The organism is Devosia sp. (assembly GCF_036406155.1).
Lineage (GTDB): Bacteria > Pseudomonadota > Alphaproteobacteria > Rhizobiales > Devosiaceae > Devosia_A.
Genome location: NZ_DASWVV010000049.1, coordinates 1 through 16,921, shown reverse-complemented (window position 1 = coordinate 16,921; position 16,921 = coordinate 1). Strand labels below are relative to the sequence as shown.

16 protein-coding genes are annotated in these 16,921 nt (G+C 68.2%); 13 read left to right on the top strand and 3 right to left on the bottom strand.

Translation table 11 applies throughout. The annotated features are described in order from the left end of the window. A partial coding sequence (locus VGD93_RS03240; RefSeq protein ID WP_395009137.1) for a thermonuclease family protein occupies positions 1–499 on the top strand: 499 nt, incomplete at its 5' end. Between the two features lie 86 nt (positions 500–585). Further along, complete coding sequence (locus VGD93_RS03235) at positions 586–1,065, top strand: Lrp/AsnC family transcriptional regulator (RefSeq protein WP_395009135.1); 480 nt, start codon at positions 586–588, stop codon at positions 1,063–1,065. Between the two features lie 16 nt (positions 1,066–1,081). Here VGD93_RS03235 and moaA read toward each other — a convergent pair whose 3' ends face one another. Both moaA and VGD93_RS03225 read right to left on the bottom strand, forming a co-directional pair. Next, entirely contained in the window at positions 1,082–2,119 is a 1,038-nt protein-coding gene (moaA, locus tag VGD93_RS03230) for a GTP 3',8-cyclase MoaA (RefSeq protein ID WP_395009133.1), read from the bottom strand. Positions 2,120–2,218: 99 nt separating this feature from the next. Next, entirely contained in the window at positions 2,219–2,812 is a 594-nt protein-coding gene (locus tag VGD93_RS03225) for a L,D-transpeptidase (RefSeq protein WP_395009131.1), read from the bottom strand. Positions 2,813–3,113: 301 nt separating this feature from the next. On the opposite strand from VGD93_RS03225, the gene rpiA reads away from it, so the two are divergent. The 6 genes from rpiA (at position 3,114) to VGD93_RS03195 (ending at position 10,371) form a co-directional block, all read left to right on the top strand. After that, on the top strand, positions 3,114–3,746 hold the full coding sequence (rpiA, locus tag VGD93_RS03220; RefSeq protein WP_395009139.1) for a ribose-5-phosphate isomerase RpiA: 633 nt from the start codon (positions 3,114–3,116) through the stop codon (positions 3,744–3,746). 30 nt (positions 3,747–3,776) lie between these two features. Beyond that, positions 3,777–4,319: a DUF2059 domain-containing protein gene (locus VGD93_RS03215; protein ID WP_395009129.1), complete on the top strand. Its 543-nt coding sequence runs from the start codon at positions 3,777–3,779 to the stop codon at positions 4,317–4,319. Between the two features lie 90 nt (positions 4,320–4,409). Continuing rightward, complete coding sequence (gorA, locus tag VGD93_RS03210; protein WP_395009127.1) at positions 4,410–5,783, top strand: glutathione-disulfide reductase; 1,374 nt, start codon at positions 4,410–4,412, stop codon at positions 5,781–5,783. Between the two features lie 101 nt (positions 5,784–5,884). Then, positions 5,885–7,261, top strand: a complete 1,377-nt coding sequence (locus VGD93_RS03205) for a class II 3-deoxy-7-phosphoheptulonate synthase (protein ID WP_395009125.1) — start codon at positions 5,885–5,887, stop codon at positions 7,259–7,261. Positions 7,262–7,330: 69 nt separating this feature from the next. Beyond that, entirely contained in the window at positions 7,331–9,046 is a 1,716-nt protein-coding gene (locus tag VGD93_RS03200; protein ID WP_395009123.1) for an NAD+ synthase, read from the top strand. Beyond that, positions 9,043–10,371 carry a glutamate--tRNA ligase gene (locus VGD93_RS03195; RefSeq protein WP_395009122.1) on the top strand — a complete coding sequence of 443 codons (1,329 nt, stop codon included), beginning with the start codon at positions 9,043–9,045 and terminating at the stop codon, positions 10,369–10,371. The genes VGD93_RS03200 and VGD93_RS03195 overlap by 4 nt, the downstream gene beginning before the upstream one ends. Here the strand turns inward: VGD93_RS03195 and VGD93_RS03190 are convergent. Next, positions 10,316–11,467, bottom strand: coding sequence for a DUF2865 domain-containing protein (locus VGD93_RS03190; RefSeq protein ID WP_395009120.1), 1,152 nt, complete (start codon positions 11,465–11,467; stop codon positions 10,316–10,318). The genes VGD93_RS03195 and VGD93_RS03190 overlap by 56 nt on opposite strands. Positions 11,468–11,841: 374 nt before the next feature. On the opposite strand from VGD93_RS03190, the gene cysS reads away from it, so the two are divergent. From cysS to cimA, 5 genes are read left to right on the top strand one after another with little or no spacing between them, the layout of a single operon-like run. Then, positions 11,842–13,245 (top strand): cysteine--tRNA ligase, encoded by a 1,404-nt coding sequence (gene cysS / locus VGD93_RS03185; RefSeq protein WP_395009118.1) that lies wholly within the window; start codon positions 11,842–11,844, stop codon positions 13,243–13,245. After that, on the top strand, positions 13,242–13,625 hold the full coding sequence (locus tag VGD93_RS03180; protein ID WP_395009116.1) for a VOC family protein: 384 nt from the start codon (positions 13,242–13,244) through the stop codon (positions 13,623–13,625). Before cysS ends, VGD93_RS03180 begins: the two co-directional genes overlap by 4 nt. A 36-nt stretch (positions 13,626–13,661) precedes the next feature. Then, on the top strand, positions 13,662–14,624 hold the full coding sequence (gene pip / locus VGD93_RS03175) for a prolyl aminopeptidase (protein WP_395009114.1): 963 nt from the start codon (positions 13,662–13,664) through the stop codon (positions 14,622–14,624). Beyond that, positions 14,621–15,103 (top strand): GFA family protein, encoded by a 483-nt coding sequence (locus VGD93_RS03170; protein WP_395009112.1) that lies wholly within the window; start codon positions 14,621–14,623, stop codon positions 15,101–15,103. Before pip ends, VGD93_RS03170 begins: the two co-directional genes overlap by 4 nt. A gap of 6 nt (positions 15,104–15,109) precedes the next feature. Beyond that, positions 15,110–16,711, top strand: coding sequence for a citramalate synthase (gene cimA / locus VGD93_RS03165; RefSeq protein ID WP_395009110.1), 1,602 nt, complete (start codon positions 15,110–15,112; stop codon positions 16,709–16,711). Positions 16,712–16,921: the final 210 nt, after the last annotated feature.

Here is a 16,921-nt window from a genome sequence, read left to right as displayed (position 1 = left end):
CGCGCCACAGCCGTTGGACGTGCCGCAGCGTGGCATGGCGCGAGCCGCGGACGGCGACAGCCTGCGCCTCGAGGGCGTCCGCATCCGGCTCGTCGGCATCGATGCGCCCGAACTGGACCAGGTGTGCTGGGACGGGCAGGGCAGGGAATGGACCTGCGGCCTTTCGTCCCGCGCGCGCCTCGCCCAGGTGCTGGAGGGCAGCGTCGTCGAGTGCTTGCCGCAGGGTCATGATCGCTACGGCCGGGTTCTCGCCCGTTGCGAGGCGAGTGGCCGCGACCTCGGCGCCCTGCAGGTGGCCGAGGGCTGGGCGCTCGCCGATGGCGACTATGGCGCGGAGGAGCGGCGCGCCCGGGCCGGCAAGGCCGGCATCTGGCGCGGCCGCTTCGTCGATCCCCGGCAGTGGCGCCGGGAGGGGCCTTCCGCGGCGCCCGAACCGGGCTTTTTCGAGGCGATTTGGCGGTGGTTTAGAGAGTTGACAGGCGCAACCACTTTGCGGTGAATTGACGATTGCGGCGGACACTTTGCGCGAAAACGGCGGAATGGCCCGGTTTTCCGCAATCTCATTTCAGGGGGCAAATACTCGCTTTGGACAAGATCGACCGCAAGATTCTCTCCCTCCTGCAGAAGGATGCCACCACACCCGTCGCCGAAATCGGCCGCAAGGTGGGGTTGTCGACGACCCCGTGCTGGCGCCGGATCCAGAAGATGGAAGAAGACGGCGTCATCCGGGCAAGGGTTGCTGTCCTCGATCCCGTCAAGGTCAATGCCGGTGTCACCGTCTTCGTCTCGGTGCGCACCAACGAGCACAATGACGCCTGGATGCGCAAGTTCTCGTCCGTGGTGGAGGACCTGAACGAGGTGGTCGAATTCTACCGCATGAGCGGCGACGTCGACTATCTGCTGCGGGTGGTGGTGCCGGATATCGCCGCCTATGACGCGTTCTACAAGAAGCTGATCTCGAAGATCGCGCTGAGCGACGTCAGTTCGTCCTTTGCCATGGGGCAGATCAAGTACACGACGGCGCTGCCGCTCGAATTCGCCATCGTCAGCGACGACGACAAGTAGGGCGGACGCGCCGCCGTCAGCCGCCGGTCACGTTCATGTGGCGCTGCAGCGCCGGGCCCGCGTGGGTGCGGTCGAGCACGAAATCGTGCCCCTTGGGCTTGATCGCCATGGCCCGGTCGAGCGCGGCGTCCAGCGCTTCGGCGCCGCCCTCGCGCAGGGCGACCCGGAGGTCCACCATGTCTTCCTGCCCCAGGCACAGGTAGAGTTGGCCGGTGGCGGTCAGCCGCACGCGGTTGCAGCTCTCGCAGAAATTGTGGCTCATCGGCGTGATGAAGCCGATGAGGCCCCCGGTTTCGGCCACCCGGTCGTAGCGGGCCGGCCCGCCGGTGCGGTGGTCGGTGGGCTCCAGCGTGAAGCGGCGGCGCAGGTCCTCGCGCAACTGCTTGAGCGGCAGGTAGGTGTCGACGCGGTCGATGCCGACTTCACCCAGCGGCATCCCCTCGATCAGGGTCAGCCCGTAGCCGCGGCCATGCGCCCAGCGGATCATGGGCTCGATCTCGTCCTCGTTGACGCCGCGCATGGCGACCATGTTGATCTTGATCTTGAGCCCGGCGGCATCGGCGGCCTCGATCCCGGCAAGGACGTCGGCCATGCGCCCGCGCCGGGTGATGTCGGCGAAGCGCTGTGGATCGAGCGTATCGAGCGAGACGTTGAGGCGCTTGATCCCGGCCTGCGCCAGGTGCCCGGCGAAGCGCCGCAGCTGACTGCCGTTGGTGGTGAGGGTGAGTTCGTCCAGCCCCGCCCCCAGATGCGCGCCGATGGTGTCGACCAGCGCCATGATGTCGCGTCGCACCAGCGGTTCGCCGCCGGTAAGGCGCACCTTCTTCACGCCCCGGGCCACGAAGGCGGCGACGATGGTGTCGATTTCCTCGAAGGAGAGGATGTCGCGCTTGGGCAGGAACTGCATGTCCTCGGCCATGCAGTAGGTGCAGCGGAAGTCGCAGCGGTCGGTCACCGAGACGCGCAGGTAGGTGATGTGCCGGCCGTAGCGGTCGATTAGGGGGGCGCCGCCGCGCGGCACGGTATCGGCTTGCTGGAGCAGGGTAATCGCCATGGCGCGATCATAGTGCCTCGGCGAAGCCGCGCAATGGATGCAGATCAAACAGCAGGGCCGGTCGAAAGACCGGCCCGGCCGATACATCGGAGGTCGCGGCTACGGCCGGACGACGACCAGCGCTCCGACCTTCACGCGCTCGTAAAGGTCGGTCACGTCCTCGTTGGTGAGGCGGATGCAGCCCGACGACACCGCCTGGCCGATCGTCCACGGTTCGGAAGTCCCGTGGATGCGGTACAGGGTCGAGCCGATATACAGCGCCCGGGCGCCGAGCGGGTTGTTGGGGCCGCCGGGCATGTAGGCGGGCAGGTCGGGCACGCGCTTGCGCATGGCGGCGGGCGGCGTCCAGCCCGGCCACTCGGCCGTGCGGGTGATGCGGTGGGTGCCGGACCAGCGGAAGCCGTCGCGGCCGACGCCGATGCCGTAGCGGATGGCCTTGCCTTCGGGCAGCACGAAATACAGCCGGCGCTCGCTGGTCTCGACCACGATGGAGCCGGGCTTGAGCTTGGTCTCGTAGGCCACCACTTCCCGCTGGATCGGGCTGCCGCGCCGGTTGCGCTTCGCCACCACGCTGGGCTCTTCCCACAGGCTCGTGTCGGGGTTGAAGACGCGCGCGGCGGCGGCGGGGGCCGCCGTCGCCAGGGAGATCAATGCCGCCGCCGCGGCGGCCAATGCGGTCCTACGGGTGTACATGTGCCAGACTGCGCCTCAGACAGGATGCCCCGGACAAACCGTCGCAGGGGTGATGGTTGCTTAACTCGTTTGAATCGGTCGCGAAAGAGCGCTGCGCCACGATTCAGTCACAGTTTAAGCGACTACGCCACATTGTGTTGCCAACATGCTACTTTCCTGTTCACCAATGCGTGAGGAGGAGCGGTTGACAGGCTGGCGCACCGCTCCTAGCAGGTCCGGCGAACGGCCTTCGGAGGTGGAAGTGAGCGAGAATCAGAAGCGCGCGGCCGCCGCCGCCGCGCTGGAGGAGGTAAGGCCGGGCATGCGGCTGGGGTTGGGCACGGGATCAACCGCGCGCCACTTCGTCGACCTGCTCGGCGCAAGGGTGGCCGAGGGCCTGCAGGTCCTGTGCGTTCCCACGTCCGAGGCGACGGCGGCGCAGGCCCGCAGCCTCGCCATCCCCCTGACCGACCTCGACGCGACGCCGCAACTCGACCTGACCGTCGACGGTGCCGACGAGATCGGGCCGCGGCTGTCCCTGATCAAGGGCGGGGGCGGGGCGCTGCTGCGCGAAAAGATCGTGGCCGACGCCTCCGAACGCATGATCGTCATTGCCGACCAGTCCAAGCTGGTGCCCCGGCTGGGCCATTTCCCGCTGCCGATCGAGGTCAACATCTTCGGCCTCGGCGCGACCCGGCGGCGGCTCGAGGCCGTGCTGGCGGAGAATGCCGCCGAAGGCAGGCTGGAGCAGCGCCTGCGCAGCGACGGAACCCCGTTCGTGACCGACGGCGGCCACTACATCCTCGATGCTTTATTTGGCCGCATTTCGGAGCCAGAAGCGCTTTCCGCCGCGCTTCTCGAGATCCCGGGCGTGGTGCAGCACGGGCTTTTCCTCGATCTGTGCAGGCGGGCCTATGTGGCCGGGCCCGACGGAGTGAGTATAGTCGATGCCTGACGGGGTAGCCGTCACCCGGCATCTAGTGGGATGAAAATCGAAACCGTGAGCAAGAACACCATGACCTCCCTGAAGACGCGCACGTCGCTGCTGGCGGCCGCGCTGCTGTCGCTGGCGAGCCTGTTCGCCGTTGTGCCTGCCGCCGCCCAGGAACTGGCGCCCGAGCACCTGGCGGTGGCCCGCAAATATGTCGACCTGACCGACAAGTCCGGCATCTACGAGGTGTCGCTGGTGAAGACCGCGGTCGAGACCATGCGCACCATCATCAAGCAGAACCCCGAGATCACCAAGCCGGTGGACGACGCCATCAGCAAGACCCTCGCCGAGTACAAGGGCAAGAAGGGTGACCTTCTCAATGAGTTTGCGCGCGTCTATGCCCTGACCTTCTCCATGGAAGAGCTGCAGCAAATCGTCGCCTTCTACGAATCTCCGGTCGGGGCCAAGCTGGCCACCGCCAACGCGACGCTCAACCAGAGCCTGCAGACGGTGATGGATGTCTTCGAGGCCAACCTCAAGACCGAGTTCTTCGCCAAGGTGCGGGCCGAGCTCAAGGCCGCCGGCTACGACGTCTGAGGCGACGGTCGGCGCCACGGACCGGACCCCGCGCTGCGCGGGGTCTTTTTTTGCCGGGCGGGGGGCCGCCCGCGGCACCAGGAGGCACGAGTGACGGACAAGTTCGACCTGGTGGTGATCGGCGGCGGCTCCGGCGGGGTGCGCGCCGCGCGCCTCGCGGCCGGGTACGGGGCAAAGGTGGCCGTCATCGAAGAGTACCGGGTCGGCGGCACCTGCGTCATCCGCGGCTGCGTGCCCAAGAAGCTCTTCGTCTATGCCAGCCGCTTCGCCGACATGTTCGACGTGGCCGCCAGCTTCGGCTGGTCGGTCGAGGCCGGCTTCGACTGGCCGACGCTCGTCGCCAACAAGGACAAGGAGATCGCCCGCCTCGAGGCCGCCTATGTCGCGGCGCTGGAGAAGCCGGGCGCCGAAGTCATCCGTGATCGCGGCATCCTGCTGGACGGCAATCGCGTGCAACTGGCGGCGTCCGGCCGCGTGCTCGAGGCGGGGACCATCCTCATCGCCACCGGCGGCCATCCCTTCATCCCCGACATCCCGGGGGCGGAACTGGGGTTCACCTCCAACGAGGCGTTCCATCTGCAGCAATTGCCGCGCTCGATCCTGATCGAGGGCGGCGGCTACATCGCGGCCGAGTTCGCCACCATCTTCGCCGGGCTCGGGGTCGACACGACCATCGTCTATCGCGGCGACTGCGTGCTGCGCGGCTTCGACGAGGACATGCGGCAGGGGATGAGTGCGGGCCTCCAGGCGCGCGGCATCCGGCTGATCTACGCGACCCAGGTGCGCAGCCTGCGCCGGTCCGGCAGCGACATCCTCGTCAGCTTCAGCGACGAGGTGGAGGCGCCGTTCGGAGCCGTGATGTTCGCCACCGGCCGGCGCCCGAATGTCGAGGGCTACGGGCTCGAGGCGGCGGGGGTGGACCTGACGGAAGACGGCTTCATTGCCGTCGACAAGTATTCGCGGACGTCCAACCCGTCGATCTACGCGGTCGGCGACGTCACCGGGCGCTCGGCCCTGACCCCGGTCGCCATCCGCGAAGGCGCGGCCTTTGCGGAAACCGTGTTCAACAACAACCCCACCGCCGTCGACCATTCGCTGATCGGCACCGCCGTGTTCGCCGAGCCCGAGGTCGCCAGCATCGGCCTGACCGAGGCGGAGGCCGCCACGCACGGCGACATCGACGTCTACATCGCCCGCTTCCGGCCGATGATCAACACGCTGTCGGATCGGTCCGAGCGCATGGTGACGAAGCTGATCACGGCCGCCGGCGGTGGCAGGGTGATGGGCTGCCATGTCCTCGGCCCGGGGGCCGCCGAGATCATCCAGTTGGTCACCGTCCCCATGACCATGGGGGCGACCAAGGCCGATTTCGACCGCGCCGTCGCCATGCATCCCACGGCGGCGGAGGAGCTGGTCACCTTCCGGGCGCCGACCCACCGCTACCGCGGGGGCGTCAAGCTCTAGGGTGCGGCTGGCCGGCTCGCTGGCCCGATTGTGTCTTGGCAGGGCCGCGCCGCCTTGCTAGACCGCGCCAACGCACGCGTTTCGAGTACGAGCAGCACACCATGACCGCCTGGACACCGCAGAGCTGGAGAGAAAAGCCCATCTCGCAGGTCCCCCAGTACCCGGATGTGGCCAGGCTCGCCAGCGTCGAGGCGCAACTGGCAAAGTTCCCGCCGCTGGTCTTTGCCGGCGAGGCGCGGGAGCTCAAGGCCCAGCTTGCCGACGTGGCAAGGGGCGAGGCCTTCCTGCTGCAGGGCGGTGACTGCGCCGAGAGCTTCGCCGAGCACGGCGCCGACCACATCCGCGATTTCTTCCGCGTCTTCCTGCAGATGGCGATCGTGCTGACGCACGGCGCCTCCAAGCCGGTGGTCAAGGTCGGGCGCATCGCCGGCCAGTTCGCCAAGCCGCGCTCGGCCGACACCGAGACGGTCGGCGAGATGACGCTGCCCAGCTATCGCGGCGACATCGTCAACGACATCGCCTTTACGGCGGAGGCACGCGTGCCCGACCCGGAAAGGCTGCTGCTGGCCTACCGGCAGTCGGCGGCGACGCTGAACCTGCTGCGCGCCTTCGCCAGCGGCGGCTACGCCAACCTGGCCCGCGTGCACGAGTGGACCATGGGCTTCATGAAGGAGTCCACCGCCTATCCCCGGTTCGAGGCGCTGGCGCACAAGATCGACGATGCCATCACGTTCATGGGCGCGCTGGGCCTCACCCCCGAAAACACCCCGGCGCTGCGGCAGACGCACTTCTACACCAGCCACGAGGCGCTGCTGCTCGGCTATGAGGAGGCGCTGACGCGCCGCGACTCCATCACCAACGACTGGTACGCGACATCCGGGCACATGCTGTGGATCGGCGACCGGACGCGCCAGCCCGATGCGGCGCATGTCGAGTATTTCTCCGGCATCCGCAACCCGATCGGCATCAAGTGCGGGCCGAGCCTTTCCGGCGAAGAACTGCTGCGCCTGCTCGACCGGCTCAACCCGCAGGACGAGCCGGGCCGGATCACCCTGATCGGCCGCTTCGGCGCCGACAAGATCGCGGACTACCTGCCGCGCCTGATCGAGACCGTGCAGCGTGCCGGGCGCACCGTGGTGTGGTGCTCCGATCCCATGCACGGCAACACCATCAAGGCCTCGACCGGCTTCAAGACACGGCCGTTCGACCGCGTCCTGTCCGAGGTGCGGAGCTTCTTCCAGGTGCACCGCGAGATGGGCACCTATGCCGGCGGCATCCATATCGAGATGACCGGCGACGACGTCACCGAATGCGTGGGCGGCGGCGTCGCGGCCATCACCGAGGCGGCGCTGCAGGACCGCTACCACACCTATTGCGACCCCCGGCTCAACGCCAGCCAGTCGCTGGAACTCGCCTTCCTCGTGGCCGAGGAGATCCGCGCCCAGCGCCCGGCGCGCAGTGCGCGCGCCGCCGTCTGAGACCGGGTCGGCGACCTTGCCCTTGCCGGGGCGAGCAGCTAAGTCTTGCCCGCATTGGCGGGACCCCTGATGACCGATCGACTTCGCATCGCGCTGGCGCAGCTCAATCCCGTGGTCGGGGCGCTCGCCGCGAACCGTGAGCTTGGCCGCAAGGCGCTGGCCGACGCGGCGGCGGCCGGGGCCGACATCCTGCTGCTGCCCGAGTTGTTCCTCACGGGCTACTTCCCCGAGGACCTGCTGCTCAAGCCGCAGTTCGTCGCCGATGCCATGGCGGCGGCGCGGGAGCTGGCGGCAGCGACGCGGGGCACGAATGTGAGCCTGCTGCTGCCCACCGTCTGGCAGCACGACGGGCTGCTCTACAACGCCGTGGTGCTGGCCGAAGACGGCGAGATCGTCGCTGCCCGCTTCAAGCGCGAACTGCCCAACGACGACGTCTTCTTCGAGAAGCGCTACTTCGCCTCCGGGCCGCTTGCCGAACCGCTGACGATCAAGGGCGTGTCGATCGGCGTGCCCATCTGCGAGGACATCTGGCACGCCGAGGTGTGTGCGCACCTGGTCGACAACGGCGCCCGCCTGCTGCTCTGCCCCAACGGCTCGCCCTACTGGCGCAACAAGCAGGACACCCGCAAGCGCCTGGTCAAGGACCGCGTGCGCGAGGACAACGTGCCGATGCTCTATCTCAACCAGGTCGGCGGCCAGGACGAACTGGTCTATGACGGCGCCTCCTTCGCCATCGAGCCGGGCGGCCGGCTGGCGCTGCAGGGCCGCAGCTTCGAGCCCGATTTCATCGTCTCCGACTGGCACAACACGGACAATGGCTGGCGCTGCGTCGACGGCGTCGTGCGCGACCTGCCCTCGGTGGACGAGACCCCGTGGCGTGCCTGCGTGCTCGGCCTGCGCGACTACGTCCACAAGAACGGCTTCCGCACCGTCGTGCTCGGGCTCTCGGGCGGCATCGACAGCGCCGTGGTGGCGGCGATGGCGACCGATGCGCTCGGCCCCGAGAACGTGCATTGCCTGATGCTGCCCTACCGCTACACGTCGGAAGCCAGCCTCGCCGACGCCAAGGCCTGCGCCGAGCGCCTGGGCGTGCGCTACGACGTGGTGCCCATCGGCAGCCCGGTCGACGCCGTCAACGCCGAACTCGAGCCCCTGTTTCGCGATCGGCTGCCGGACATCACCGAGGAGAACCTGCAGTCGCGCCTGCGCGGCGTGGTGCTGATGGCCGTCTCCAACAAGTTCGGCTCGCTCCTCGTCACCACCGGCAACAAGTCGGAGATGGCGGTGGGCTACGCCACGCTGTACGGCGACATGAATGGCGGCTTCAACCCGCTCAAGGATCTGCTCAAGATGCAGGTCTACCGCCTCGCCGCCTGGCGCAACGCGCATATGCCCGGGGATTGCCTCGGGCCCGCCGGCGAGGTGATCCCGCAGGCGATCATCGACAAGGCGCCGAGCGCCGAGCTCAGGCCCAACCAGACCGACCAGGACAGCCTGCCACCCTATCCGGTGCTCGACGCCATCCTCGAGGGGCTGGTCGAGGAGGAACTGTCGGTGCGCGAGGTGGTGGCCCGCGGCTTCGACCTCGCCACGGTCAAGCGCGTGGAGAAGCTGCTCTACCTCGCCGAGTTCAAGCGCCGCCAGGCGGCGCCCGGAGTGAAGATGACGAAGAAGGCGCTCGGGCTCGGGCGGAAATACCCGATCACCAACGGCTACCGCGACGACAGCGGGTCGCACCCGCCGGCCGCGCCGCTCCCCGGGCTGAAGCGGCAGGGCGTCGAATGACCACCATCGTCCGCTACGCGCCGTCGCCGACGGGACGGCTGCATTTGGGCAACGCCCGGCCGGCGCTGCTCAACTGGCTGTTCGCGCTGTCGCATTCGGCCACCTACGTGCTGCGCCTCGACGACACCGACACCGCCCGTTCCACCGAGGAATTCGCCCGCGGCATCGAGGAGGACCTCGCCTGGCTCGGCATCACGCCGACGTTCAAGGTGCGCCAGTCCGACCGCACCGCCCTCTACGATGCGGCGCGTGACCGGCTGATCGCCAGCGGCAGGCTCTATCCCTGCTACGAAACCGAGAACGAGCTCGACCGCAAGCGCATGCGGGCGCGGGCCCAGGGCAAGCCGCCGATCTACGACCGCGCCGCGCTCAGCCTCAGCGAGGACCAGAAGCGCCAGTACGAAGCCGAGGGCCGCAAGCCGCACTGGCGCTTCCTGCTCGACGGCGAGCCGGTGCGCTTCGACGACATGATCAAGGGCGAACAGACGGTCAACACCGCCTCCATGTCCGATCCGGTGCTGGTGCGCGAGGACGGCACCTACCTGTACACGCTGCCCTCCGTGGTCGATGACATCGACCTCGGCATCACCCACGTGATCCGCGGCGAGGACCACGTCTCCAACACCGGCACCCAGATCGAGATCTTCGAAGCGCTGGGCGGCCCCGTGCCGCGCTTCGCCCATCACAACCTGCTCACCGGCGCGGGCGGGGAGGGGCTGTCCAAGCGCATCGGTTCGCTGTCGCTGGGCGAATTGCGGGCCGAAGGCTACGAGCCGCTGGCGGTCGCCATCGTCGCCGTGCTCACCGGCACCAGCCTGCCCATCGAGCCCTATCCGGACCTCGTCGCGATTGCCCGCAAGCTCGACCTGTCGATGATCTCGCACGGCCCGGCGCGCTACGATCCGGCCGAACTCGACGGGCTCAACGCCCGCATCCTGCACACCATGCCCTACGACGTGGCGCGGCCGCGGCTGGCCGCCCTCGGCCTCGCCGGCGAGCCGCTATGGCTGGCGCTGCGCGACAACCTGCGCCGCTTCGACGACATCGGCGAACTGGCGCGGCTCGTGCACGGGCCGGTCGCCCCCGAGATCGCCCCCGAGGACCGCGCCTTCATCGCCCTCGCCCGCGAGGCGCTGCCGCCAGAACCCTGGGACCAGGACACCTGGGGGGCATGGACGACTGCGCTGAAGCAGGCCTCCGGCCGCAAGGGCAAGTCCCTGTACATGCCGCTGCGGCTGGCACTGACCGGCCGCCACGACGGACCGGAACTCAGGTCCCTGCTGCCGCTGCTAGGGCGTAAGGCGTGTCTGGACCGACTATCCTGACGCGCTTGTCGCCGAACTGGACGATACGCAGCGTCGTATCGCTGGCGGCCGGCGCCACGGGGACCACCCGCGGCGCTTCGCCCGGGGCCGCCGGCCGGCGGCGGGGCAGGGGAACGCTCACGTAGTCCGCCACCTGCAGCGGTGCTGCCGTCACGTTGGCCTGCCGGCGCGGATCGCGCAGCGGCAGCGGAAAGCTCAGCCCATTATACTGGATGTAGGGTCGCATCTGGCCGCCATCGCCCGCGGCCACCAGCTGGATGGAGCCGTAGTCGGTCGCCGGCTTGCACGAGATTGACTTGTCGAACTGGGTGCGGAACAGGAAGGCGGTGGGCAGCGCCGTGTAGGGCTCCCCCCACATGTTGACCATCTGCTCCACTTCCTGGCCGGGGTTGTCGTAGTAGTAGAGCTCGACCTCGGTGCCCGGGCATTGCTGGGCGCACTGGTCGGCATCGTTGGGCAGGTAGTCGGTCAGCGTCGAATAGCTGATCGGCCAGTAGAAGCCGTCGCTCTTCCTGACGCACAGCGTGCGCACCGTGTGGTAGTTCCCCCACGGGTTCCACTCTTCCTCGCGAAAGCCGCCCTCGCCGTCGAACGTGTCGGACAGCGCCCCGAACAGCTGGTCGAACAGATTGCCGCGATTGCCCTCGTCGGCCTGCACCCTGGCGCGCGAGCGGCCGCCGCCGCAGCCGAAGCGGGCGATCTCCTGCAGCACCGCCTCGCGCTGCTGGGCGATGGCGTTGCCGGTCTGCACCGCCTGGGACAGGTTGGCGTAGTCCTTGCGCCCGGCATTGATCTCGCGCGCCAGCGCCCGGCATTCCGGCGTCAGCCGGCGGCGGGCCTTGGCATCGTCGTTGCAGCCGTCGCGGATATAGCGGCTCTCGAAGCTCTGCAACTGCCGCTCGAGCTGGCGCAGGTTGTCGTTGCCGGCGGCGGCGCTGCGGAAATCCGGGTTGCGTTCGAGCGTGTCGAGGGTGGCGAACAGGCGCGTGCAGCTGTTCGACTGGGCGTAGGCCGCCGCGATGTCCAGCGTGAGCATCGCCAGCGCCGCTGCCAGCGCGAGCAGGCCCCGGGACAGCAATTTCGTCGCACGCAACATGGCTGGCTCACTTCTCCGGCACCGGCCTAGCGCGTCAATGCGCCCGAACGGAGACCTCTTAGCATAATCGTCCGGCGGGTGAATCCCATTTGTGGCCGGGCGGCGGCCCGGGCCGCGCTCCCGGAACCCGGCAGCGGGCGGGAAGTTCCGGCGGTGCCGGCCGCCGCTTTTCGCCCCGGTGACGTGCCCCTTGATTTCCCGGCCGCTTGCGGTCAGATTGCGCGCCATGAAAACCGGCAACGCAATCTGCATTATCGGCTGCATCATTATCCGCTAGGCATCTGCTGGCGGCGCGGTTTTCTTCATCCCCAAGTTCGATCGACCCGAAGAGCCCGTTGCCAGCGCCTGAACGTGTCTGGTCAAAAGGGGCTGCAATGGCGTCCGGCAAGGCAACGCTGAAACTGTACAACACGCTGACCCGGGCGAAGGGGGAGTTCACCCCGCTCGATCCGGCCAATGTGCGCATGTATGTATGCGGCCCGACCGTCTACGACTTCGCCCATATCGGCAATGCCCGCCCGGTCATCGTCTTCGACGTGCTGTTCCGGCTGCTGCGGCATCTGTATGGCGCCGAGCACGTCACCTATGTGCGCAACATCACCGACGTCGACGACAAGATCAACGCCCGGGCGGCGCGCGACTATCCCGACCTGCCGCTCAACGAGGCCATCCGCAAGGTCACCGAGACGACCAATGCGCAGTTCCAGGCCGACGTGAAGGCGTTGGGTTGCTTGGAGCCGACGGTGCAGCCGCGGGCGACCGAGCACATCGCCGAAATGATCGCCATGATCACGACGCTGGTCGACAAGGGGCACGCCTACCCCGCCGACGGGCACGTGCTGTTCGACGTCAAGAGCTTCAGGAGCAACGGCGAAGTCGAATACGGCAAGCTGTCGCGGCGCTCGCTCGACGAGATGCTGGCCGGTGCTCGCGTCGAGGTGGCGCCCTACAAGCGCGACCCCATGGATTTCGTGCTGTGGAAGCCGTCGACGCCCGAGGAGCCGGGCTGGGACAGCCCGTGGGGCAGGGGCCGGCCGGGCTGGCACATCGAATGCTCGGCAATGAGCGAGAAGCACCTGGGCGAGGTGTTCGACATCCACGGCGGCGGCATCGACCTGGCCTTCCCGCACCACGAGAACGAACTGGCGCAGTCGCGCTGCGCCCACGACACGGCGATGATGGCGCAGGTGTGGATGCACAACGGCTTCCTGCAGGTCGAAGGCCGCAAGATGGCCAAGTCCGAGGGAAACTTCGTCACCATCAGCGACCTGCTGAACACGGACAAGTTCGGCGGGCGGAAATGGCCGGGCGAGGTGCTGCGGCTGGCCATGCTGATGACGCACTATCGCGAACCGATCGACTTCTCGGTGGCGCGCTTGGAGGAGGCAAGAAATTTGCTCAGCGGCTTCTGGAGCCACCCAGAGTTCATGGAAGGCAACGATGAGGCGGTCGAGTGTAGCGTCCTGGATGCACTGTCCGATGACCTCAACACGCCTCGGGCCATAGCTGCGCTGCATCAACTCTACAAAGTGGGAGACTTCCGAAGTCTCGGGCCAACCCTGAGGGCACTCGGCTTTGCGAAGGATCCCTTTGCCGCTGACGTCGCCGATGTCCAAGCAGTCGACGCGGCAATTGCGGCCCGCCTCGCCGCTCTCAACGCCAAGGACTTCGCGACAGCGGACCGCATCCGCGCCGAACTGCTCGAGCAGGGCATCCAGCTCAAGGATGCGAAGAACGAAGCCGGTGAGCGCGTCACCACCTGGGAGGTGAAGCGATGAGCGCCGTCATCGACCATGTCGGCCTCAAGGTCGCCGATTTCGAGCGGGCCCGGGATTTCTATCGCGAGACGCTGGCGACGCTCGGCATCGAACTGCTCGCCGATTTCAGCGTGGGCCGCGACCGCGTCGCCGGCTTCGGCAAGGGCCGCCCGAGCTTCTGGATCAGCAACGGCAGGGAGGCGCGCGGCGACGCCCACGTGGCCTTCACCGCTTCCAGCCGGGCCGAGGTCAACGCCTTCTACTCGGTGGCGCTGTCGATGGGCGGCCGCGACAACGGCGCCCCGGGCCTGCGCGCCCACTACCACCCCAACTACTACGGCGCCTTCGTGCTCGACCCGGACGGCAACAACATCGAGGCGGTGTGCCATGCGGCCGAATAGCGCCGCGGCGCGGCCGCGCCTGAAGAGGACCTCATCGTGACCGAACTGCGCAGCTTCTACCCGGAGATCGAGCCCTACGCGGTGGGCCATCTCGATGTCGGCGACGGCCACTCGGTCTACTGGGAGCGCGTCGGCACGCGCGGCGCGAAGCCGGCGGTGTTCCTGCATGGCGGCCCCGGCGGCGGGCTGATGCCGAGCCAGCGCCGCGCCTTCGACCCGGCGCGCTACGACGTGCTGCTGTTCGACCAGCGCGGCTGCGGCAGGTCCACGCCCTTCGCCTCCCTCGAGGCCAACACCACCTGGCACCTGGTCGCCGACATCGAGCGGCTGCGCCAGATGGTCGGTGCAGAGCAGTGGCTGGTGTTCGGCGGCTCCTGGGGATCGACGCTCGCCCTGGCCTACGCCCAGGCGCACCCGGAACGGGTCAGCGAACTGGTGCTGCGCGGCATCTTCACCCTCAGGCGCAGCGAATTGCTGTGGTACTACCAGCACGGCGCCTCGCTGCTGTTCCCTGACAAATGGGAGCGCTTCATCGCCCCCATTCCCGAGGCCGAACGCGACGATCTCATGGCCGCCTATCGCCGGCGCCTCGCCGGGGACGACGCCGCGGCCCGGCTGGCGGCGGCCAAGGCGTGGTCGCAGTGGGAGGGCGAGACCATCACGCTGCTGCCCGAGCCCGAGGTCAGCAATGCCTTCTACGCCGACGACTATGCGCTGGCGTTTGCCCGCATCGAGAACCATTATTTCGTGCATGGCGGCTGGCTCGAGGAGGGGCAACTGCTGCGCGACGCCGGCAGGCTGCGCGACATCCCCGCCGTCATCGTGCAGGGCCGCTACGACATCGCCTGTCCGGCGACGACCGCGTGGGAACTGCACCGGGCCTGGCCGGAGGCCGAGTTCGTCATGGTGGAGGGGGCCGGGCACTCGTTCTCGCAGCCCGGCATCCTGCACCATCTGGTGATGGCGACGGACCGTTTCGCCGGGAGTGAATTCATATGAGCGAGATGTTCACCGGCGGTTGCCAGTGCGGCGCGGTGCGCTACCGGGTCGAGGGACCGGTGCGCCACGCTTCCATCTGCAATTGCCGCATGTGCCAGAAGGCGCTGGGCAATTTCATGGCGCCGTTCGCGAGCTTTGCCGCCCCGGTGCAGTGGACGCGCGGCCAGCCCAGCCATTTCCGGAGCTCGGCCCATGTGCGGCGCGGCTTCTGCAACAGGTGCGGCACGCCGCTCACCTACCAGATCGACGGCCACGGCCCGTCCTTGACCATCGGTTCGTTCGATCGGCCCGATGCCATCATGCCGACGGTTGAATTCGCGCGCGACAACCGCCACCCGGTGTTCGCGCACTACGACGAACTGGTGGAAGAGCCGCTGGGCGCCACCGACGAGGAGCGCGACCTGCGCGCCATCCTCAAGTCCTACCAACACCCCGACCAGGACACGACCAACTGGCCGCCGCCGGCGGCAAGCGAGTAGCGAGTAATGAGCAAGGAACGCCTCTACCTCTTCGACACCACGCTGCGCGACGGCGCGCAGACCGCCGGCATCGAGTTCTCGCTCGAGGAGAAGATCTCGGTGACGGCGCTGCTCGAGGAGCTTGGCGTCGACTATATCGAGGGCGGCTATCCGGGCGCCAATGTCGTCGACACGGCGTTCTTCGAGCATAAGCGCACCCGGGCCGCGACCTTCACCGCTTTCGGCATGACCAAGCGCTCCGGGCGCTCGGTCGGCAACGACCCGGGCGTGCAGGCCATCCTCAACAGCCACGCCGACGCGGCCTGCTTCGTCGCCAAAGCGTGGGACAAGCAGGTCGAGGTGGCGCTGGAAATCACGCCCGAGCAGAACCTGCACAACCTGCGCGAGACGGTGCTGGCGGGGGTCGCTTGCGGCAAGCAGGTGCTGGTCGACTGCGAGCACTTCTTCGACGGCTACAAGGCCAACGCCGCCTACGCACTGGCCTTCGTGAGAACCGCGCTCGACGCGGGCGCGCGCTGGATCGTCCTGTGCGACACCAATGGCGGCACCATGCCGGCCGAGATCGAGGCGATCGTCGGCGACGTGCTCAAGGTCGCCCCCGGCGACCGGCTGGGCATCCACGCCCACGACGATACCGGCCAGGCCGTCGCCAATTCGCTGGCGGCCGTGCGCGCCGGCGTGCGGCAGATCCAGGGCACGCTCAACGGCATCGGCGAACGTTGCGGCAATGCCAACCTGGTGACGCTGATCCCGACGCTGATGCTCAAGCCCGGCTTCGCCGACCGCTTCGAGATCGGCGTGACGCATGAGCAGCTGGGCCGGCTCACTTCGGTGTCGCGTACCTTCGACGAACTGCTGAACCGCGCCCCGGCCCGGCAGGCGCCGTATGTCGGTGCGTCCGCCTTCGCCACCAAGGCCGGCATCCACGCTTCCGCGCTCGCCAAGGACTTCACGACCTACGAGCACATTCCGCCCGAACTGGTGGGCAACGAGCGCTCCATCATGGTGAGCCAGCAGGCCGGGCGCTCCAACCTGCTGACCGCGCTCAAGCGCCATGGCATCGTCCTCGCCAAGGACGACCCGCGCCTCGAAAAGCTCCTGCGCGTGGTCAAGGAGCGCGAATCCCGCGGCTATTCCTACGACGGAGCCGACGCGTCCTTCGTCCTCCTCGCCCATCAGGTGCTCGGTACGCTGCCCGATTTCTTCGACGTCGAGAGCTACCGCACCAGCGTCGAACGGCGCCACAACGCGCGCGGCGAGCAGATCACCGTCACCGAGGCGGTGGTCAAGATCCGCGTCGGCGGGCAGCGGCTGATGTCCGTGGCCGAAGGCAACGGGCCGGTGAACGCCCTCGACCTCGCCCTGCGCAAGGACCTCGGCAAGTACTCGGACAGCATCGGCGACCTCGAACTCGTCGACTTCAAGGTGCGTATCCTCGACGGCGGCACCGGCGCCATCACGCGCGTGCTGGTGGAAAGCCGCGACGGCAGCGGCGAGCGCTGGTACACCATCGGCGTCAGCCCCAACATCATTGATGCCTCATTTGAGGCGCTCTATGAGTCCATTACCTACAAACTGATGAAGACCGAGGCGCGGACGGCGGCCTGAACCCCTCTCTGGCGGCGGTTCGCCCCGGTGTACCGGGAGGGTGGAACTGGCCGAGCCGTCGCCATTGCAGGGGCGCAGGACCTACCTGGCCGCGCTGGCCGTCGCCGTCATCGCCGTGGCGGGGACGGCAGCCATCGTGGCCGGCCCGCGCCTCGCCGCGTGCGCGCAGGGCGCCGACGGCCTGTTCGCCTGCCTGGGCCGCGCGCTGGT